The organism is Streptomyces sp. NPDC006283 (assembly GCF_040613325.1).
In the GTDB taxonomy this organism is placed as follows: Bacteria; Actinomycetota; Actinomycetes; order Streptomycetales; family Streptomycetaceae; genus Streptomyces.
On the sequence record NZ_JBEXRZ010000327.1, the window covers coordinates 1 to 5,278 of the forward strand.

Annotated in this window: 6 protein-coding genes; 4 read left to right on the forward strand and 2 right to left on the reverse strand. The window is 72.0% G+C overall.

The annotated features are described in order from the left end of the window. Window positions 1-65 precede the first annotated feature (65 nt). The 3 genes from ABZ070_RS35090 (at window position 66) to ABZ070_RS35100 (ending at window position 2,086) form a co-directional block, all read left to right on the forward strand. A complete protein-coding gene (locus ABZ070_RS35090; RefSeq protein ID WP_356639991.1) occupies window positions 66-569 on the forward strand; it encodes a hypothetical protein in 504 nt (167 codons plus the stop codon). Between the two features lie 114 nt (window positions 570-683). Then, window positions 684-1,208 carry a tyrosinase family oxidase copper chaperone gene (locus ABZ070_RS35095; protein ID WP_356639993.1) on the forward strand — a complete coding sequence of 175 codons (525 nt, stop codon included), beginning with the start codon at window positions 684-686 and terminating at the stop codon, window positions 1,206-1,208. A 17-nt stretch (window positions 1,209-1,225) separates the two neighbouring features. Further along, the gene (locus ABZ070_RS35100) at window positions 1,226-2,086 is read left to right on the forward strand and encodes a tyrosinase family protein (protein ID WP_356639995.1); all 861 of its coding nucleotides are present in this window, start codon (window positions 1,226-1,228) and stop codon (window positions 2,084-2,086) included. Between the two features lie 116 nt (window positions 2,087-2,202). Here ABZ070_RS35100 and ABZ070_RS35105 read toward each other — a convergent pair whose 3' ends face one another. Next, window positions 2,203-2,493: a chaplin gene (locus tag ABZ070_RS35105; RefSeq protein WP_356639997.1), complete on the reverse strand. Its 291-nt coding sequence runs from the start codon at window positions 2,491-2,493 to the stop codon at window positions 2,203-2,205. 345 nt (window positions 2,494-2,838) lie between these two features. Between ABZ070_RS35105 and ABZ070_RS35110 the strand changes: the two genes are divergently transcribed. Further along, window positions 2,839-3,468 carry an alpha-ketoglutarate-dependent dioxygenase AlkB gene (locus ABZ070_RS35110; protein ID WP_356639999.1) on the forward strand — a complete coding sequence of 210 codons (630 nt, stop codon included), beginning with the start codon at window positions 2,839-2,841 and terminating at the stop codon, window positions 3,466-3,468. A gap of 9 nt (window positions 3,469-3,477) precedes the next feature. On the opposite strand, the gene ABZ070_RS35115 is transcribed toward ABZ070_RS35110, so the two are convergent. After that, window positions 3,478-5,088, reverse strand: a complete 1,611-nt coding sequence (locus ABZ070_RS35115) for a D-aminoacylase (RefSeq protein ID WP_356640001.1) — start codon at window positions 5,086-5,088, stop codon at window positions 3,478-3,480. Between the last annotated feature and the right edge of the window lie 190 nt (window positions 5,089-5,278).

Genomic DNA, 5,278 nt, shown 5'->3' on the forward strand with positions numbered 1-5,278 from the left:
CCGTCCGGATCGTTGGGGCAGAGCGACGGAAGGTCCGTGCAGCACAAGAGGGGACGTACGCAGTGATGAAGTTGACCACCCGGGGATCTCTGGCAGCGGTACTGGCGTGCATGGCGACGGCGGTGGCGGCCGCACCCGCCGTCGCCGGGACGACCGTGCCGGTCGGTCTGCCGCTCGAGGCCCTGGAGACCGCGGTGCCGGTCGAGGCCCCGAAGCTGAGCACCGGTGTGCCGGTGCCCGTGCCGGGTGCGCCGGACGGTCCGCGGTACGTGACGGGGAACCTGCTGCCGCAGAACACGGTGCCCACGGTGCCGATCGCCGGCGAACTGCCGCGCACACTGCTGGAGGTCCCCGTCGAGAACCCCGTCGGTGAGGGCAACCTCGGTGTCGCGCAGGCCGTGTCCGAGGAGTCGGACCTGAAGCTGGCGAGCCCCGGCGCCACGCTCGGCGCGCCCCTGTCCCAGCCGGCCGGTGAGGGCCTCGGACTGCCGGAGCCGACGCTGCCGCAGGCCGCACTGATCGCGCCGGCCCTGCAGGGGGCGCCGACGGCGGGACTGCTGTTTGGCTGATCGTCCGTTCGCGCGGGGCAGCAGGGCCCGGAGCAACCCTTTCGTCCCGCCCTCGTTGTCAGCTCGGGAACACCGGTACATCGCGGGCGTGCACCGACGGGAGGGGCCGACGGCATGAGTGTGACCACGCGGGGCGGAGCGACGGCGTCGCCGGGCGGTGGGTTTCCCGCCCGCCGCCTGGTGCTCCGGGCCCTCTTCACGGTCGGCGCGATCGCGGGCACGGCGGGGGCGCTGATGCCGATCCTCGCCCGCCGGAGCGGCGTCGGCCGGGGGCGCGGCGGGAACGAGGTGGCGGCGCAGTCGCTGGAGCGGTTCACCGAGATGTACCGGGGGCGGCACATCCAGGGCAGCGCCACCGTGATGGTGCCCGCTCGCGCCGAGAGCCCCGGGCACCCCGGCGACGACGAGGACGCCCGCTCGGTCCGCTCCAACCGTCCGGCCGGGGGCGTCGGGCTTGTTCCGAGTGTCGAGGTGCGTATCGACGGGCGGCCGCTGCACGTCATGAGGCGGGCCGACGGCACGTACCTGAGCCTGGTGAACCACTACGAGTCGTTTCCCACCCTGCGGGACGTGGCCCGCGCCGCGGTCGACGAACTGGGCGACGCCCAGTTGTCGTTGACCCCCATGCACAGCGTCTGACCGGGAGGGCCGCACCCGTGTACACCCGCAAGAACCAGCGGAATCTGACCCGTTCGGAGAAGAGACGGCTGGTCGGCGCCCTGCTGGAGCTCAAGCGCTCCGGCCGGTACGACGAGTTCGTCTCGATGCACGGCGAGTACTACGTCTCCGACGCGGAGGACAGGCCGCGGGTGGCCCATATGACGCCGTCGTTCTTCCCCTGGCACCGCACGTTCCTGCTGAAGTTCGAACAAGCCCTGCAGAAGGTCGACCCGAGCGTGTCCGTCCCGTACTGGGACTGGACGAGCGACAACACGCCCGCGTCCTCCCTGTGGGCGGAGGACTTCATGGGCGGCACGGGCCGCAGCAGTGACCGGCAGGTGATGACCGGGCCGTTCGCCTACCGGAACGGGAACTGGCGTATCAATGCCCGTATCACCGATGGCAGGTTCCTCACCCGCGACCTGGGCCGGCCGGGTAATCCGGTGTCGCTGCCGACGAAGGCGGAGGTGGACGCCGCGCTGAACGAGCCGGTCTACGACGCCGCACCGTGGGACAGCACCGTGACCACCGGCTTCCGCAACAGGATCGAGGGCTGGAGCGCGGGAGGCGCCGACCGCTGGCGCAACCACAACAGGGTGCATCGCTGGGTCGGTGGTCTGATGATGGGCGCCACGTCGCCGGACGATCCGGTCTTCTGGCTCCACCACGCTTTCATGGACCTGCTGTGGACACGCTGGCAGGGGGCGCACCCCCGGTCCGGCTATCTGCCACGGCAGCGTCTCGGGCGGTCCGATCCGCAGTACCGGCGGGTGTTCTCGCTCGACGAGCCCATGCCGCCGTGGGACGTGAAGCCGTCGGAGATGCTCGACCACACCCGCTTCTACCGCTACGCGTGATCCGCCTTCCGGCATGACGTCCCTTCCGGCATGACGTCCCTTCCGGCCCGGCGGCCCGGACACGACTGCGGCCTCCCCCGAGTGGTGAGGGGAGGCCGCAGCGGAGGACGTGGTGGTCAGCCGCCGTAGGCGCCTTCGCCGTGGTGGCCGTTGTCGCCGTTGTGGCCGTGGCCGTTCTCGCACTTGATGCCGAAGGCCGGGTTGAGCAGGGCGATGACGTCCACGGTGTTGCCGCAGACGTTGACCGGCACGTGAACGGGAACCTGGACCAGGTTGCCGGACAGGACGCCGGGGGAGCCGGCGGCGGCACCGTGCGCTCCGGCGTCGGCGACGGCCATGCCGGCGCCGCCGGCGAGGATGGCACCGGTGCCGGCGACTACGGCGGCTGCCTTCGCGATACGCGACATCAACTTCTCCTTGTAGGAAGGGAGTGGGTCGCAGGGTGCGACCAGCACATACCGTCCAACGTCGGAACCGATGGGGCGGTAACGGATCAAAATCAAACTCGTGGTCCGATCGGTCCGGCGACGACCGGCCCTCGCGCGCCCGTGCGAGCGCCTGTGCCCCGACCGTCCCGCCGATGCCCTCGCGCAGGAAGCCGGCGTGCCCATTGTGCCGGTGGCGCGATGACGGCCGGGAAGGGGCGCAGGGCCTCGCGCTCGTTCCCGGTCGTAGGCGGTCCGATCCGTTCGGCGCCGGCCACCACCCTCTTCTTCGAGCATATGTTCGGTTTCAGCGGTACTGTGGGAGCCATGGCAGCACATCTCCAGGGATCGCTCTTCGATCAGACCGACGAGATCCGCCTCGGTCCGCTCGACGGTGTCCGGCGCACCGTGCTCGGCGACGGAGCCTGGATCGACGTCCTGCCCGGCTGGCTCACCGGCGCCGACGCGCTCTTCGGCGAACTGGTCGGCGATGTCCCCTGGCGCGCCGAGCGCCGGCAGATGTACGAACGGACGGTCGACGTCCCGCGGCTGCTCGCCCACTACGGGGAGGGCGACCCGCTGCCGCATCCCGTGCTCGGCGAGGCGCGGGACGCCCTGTCGCGTCACTACGCGGCAGAGCTCGGCGAACCCTTCCGCACCGCCGGGCTCTGCTACTACCGGGACGGGCGCGACAGTGTCGCCTGGCACGGCGACACCATCGGGCGCGGGGCCCGCGAGGACACCATGGTCGCCATCCTCTCCGTCGGCGACCCGCGCGAACTGGCTCTGCGGCCCCGCCGGGGCGGCGGCGCACAGGTGCGCAGGGCGCTCGGGCACGGCGACCTGATCGTGATGGGCGGCTCGTGCCAGCGGACCTGGGAGCACGCCGTGCTCAAGACGGCGCGTGCGGTCGGCCCGCGCATCAGCATCCAGTTCCGTCCGCGGGGAGTGGGCTGACGCGGCGCCTCAGACCGTGCGCCGCACGGCGCGGCCCGCCAGCACGTCCGTACGGGCCCCGTCCTCGATGACGAACCGGCCGTCGATCAGCACGTGCGGGATGCCGACCGGCAGTGTGCGGGGCGTCTCGAACGTCGAGCCCGCCGCCACCGTCTGCGGGTCGAACAGCACCAGGTCGGCGCGGTAGCCCTCGCGGACCACGCCACGGTCGGGCAGCCGCAGGCGGGCGGCCGGCCTCGACGTGAGGTGCGCGACGGTCTCCTCCAGCGACAGGATGCCCAGCTCGCGGGCATAGCGCCCGAGGTACTGGGGGAACGTTCCGTACGCCCGCGGGTGCGGCTTGTCGCCCTGGAGGATGCCGTCGCTGCCGCCGGTGTGGACCCGGTGGCGCATGATCTGCCGCACGTTCTCCTCGTGGCCGACGTGCTGCAGGATCGTCGAGCCGAGCCGGTCCTCGAGCAGCAGCCGCCGGGCGGTCGTCCAGGGCGCCTCGCCGCGCTCGTCGGCCGACTGCCGGATCGTCCGCCCGACATGTTCCGCGACGGCGGGATTGCTCACACCGGAGATCTCGATGGTGTCCCACTCGATCGGCACGCCGTGGCAGCCGTCGGAGCCGAGCTCCTCCAACTGGTGCCGGATCTCCTCCGCGGTGGCCTCGTCCCGCAGCCGCGCCAGCACCGCGTCGGGCCCGCCCTCGCTCGCCCAGCTCGGCAGCATCGCGACGAGCGTCGTGCAGCCGGGCGTGTACGGATAGGTGTCGAGCGAGATGTCCGCGCCCGCGTCAAGGGCCGAGTCGAGCAGCGCGAGCAGATCGGGCGCCTTGCCCTTGTTCACGCCGAAGTTCATGGTGGCATGCGCCAGATGAAGGGCGCAGCCGGCCTCGCGGGTGAGCTGCACCATCTCCTCGTACGCCTGGAGCGCGCCGGCGCCGTAGGAACGGTGGTGGGGGCAGTAGAAGCCGTCGTAGGCGGCCACCACGCGGCACAACTCGGCCAGTTCGGAGTCGTTCGCGTACATGCCGGGGGTATACGTCAGCCCCGACGACATGCCGACCGCGCCCTGCTCGAGTCCTTCCGCCACGAGCTGCTTCATGTGCGTGAGCTCGGCGTCGGTGGGGGGCCGGTCCTCCCAGCCCATGGCGTGCATGCGGACGGTGCCCTGTGGGACGAGGTACGCGGCGTTGACCGCTATGCCGCGGCCGCCGAAGTTGCGGTCGAGCCGGTCCAGGTACTCGCCGACCGTGCGCCAGTCGAAGTCGATGTCGGACCCGTCGCCGTTCCACCCGGTGATGGCCGTGCGTACGGCGCCGAGGGTGGCGTCGTCGACCGGCGCGTACGACAGGCCGTCCTGGCCGAGCACCTCCAGGGTCACGCCCTGGGCTGCCTTCGCGGAGTGGTCCGGGTCGCGGAGCAGCGCGAGGTCGGAGTGGGCGTGCATGTCGATGAAGCCGGGGGAGAGGGCGAGGCCGTCGGCGTCGAGCACGCGGGGGGCGGTGGGGCGGGGGCCGGTGTGCTCCGGTCGGATCTCTGCGATGCGTCCGCCTTCGACGGCCACGTCGGCGCGGTAGGAGGCGGCGCCGGTGCCGTCAACGACGCGGGCGTCGCGGATGACGAGGTCCATGGGTCGCCTTTCGGGGGGCGGGTGGGTGCCGCTGCGCGGGGCGTTTTCCCCACCCCGCCCCTTCCCGAACCGGGGCAAGCCCCGGGCCCCAAACCGCGCTTCGCGCGGTGTCCTCAAACGCCGGACGGGCTGATTTCGCTCCGCGAAATCCAGCCTCGCTGGGGGTACCTCCCACGGCCGCCAGGCCGTA

Bases quoted from the DNA above. Each gene is read 5' to 3' on its own strand.
- ABZ070_RS35090 (WP_356639991.1), top strand. From the start codon at position 66: ATGAAGTTGACCACCCGGGGATCTCTGGCAGCGGTACTGGCGTGCATG.
- ABZ070_RS35095 (WP_356639993.1), top strand. From the start codon at position 684: ATGAGTGTGACCACGCGGGGCGGAGCGACGGCGTCGCCGGGCGGTGGG.
- ABZ070_RS35105 (WP_356639997.1), bottom strand. From the start codon at position 2,493: ATGTCGCGTATCGCGAAGGCAGCCGCCGTAGTCGCCGGCACCGGTGCC.
- ABZ070_RS35110 (WP_356639999.1), top strand. From the start codon at position 2,839: ATGGCAGCACATCTCCAGGGATCGCTCTTCGATCAGACCGACGAGATC.
- ABZ070_RS35115 (WP_356640001.1), bottom strand. From the start codon at position 5,088: ATGGACCTCGTCATCCGCGACGCCCGCGTCGTTGACGGCACCGGCGCC.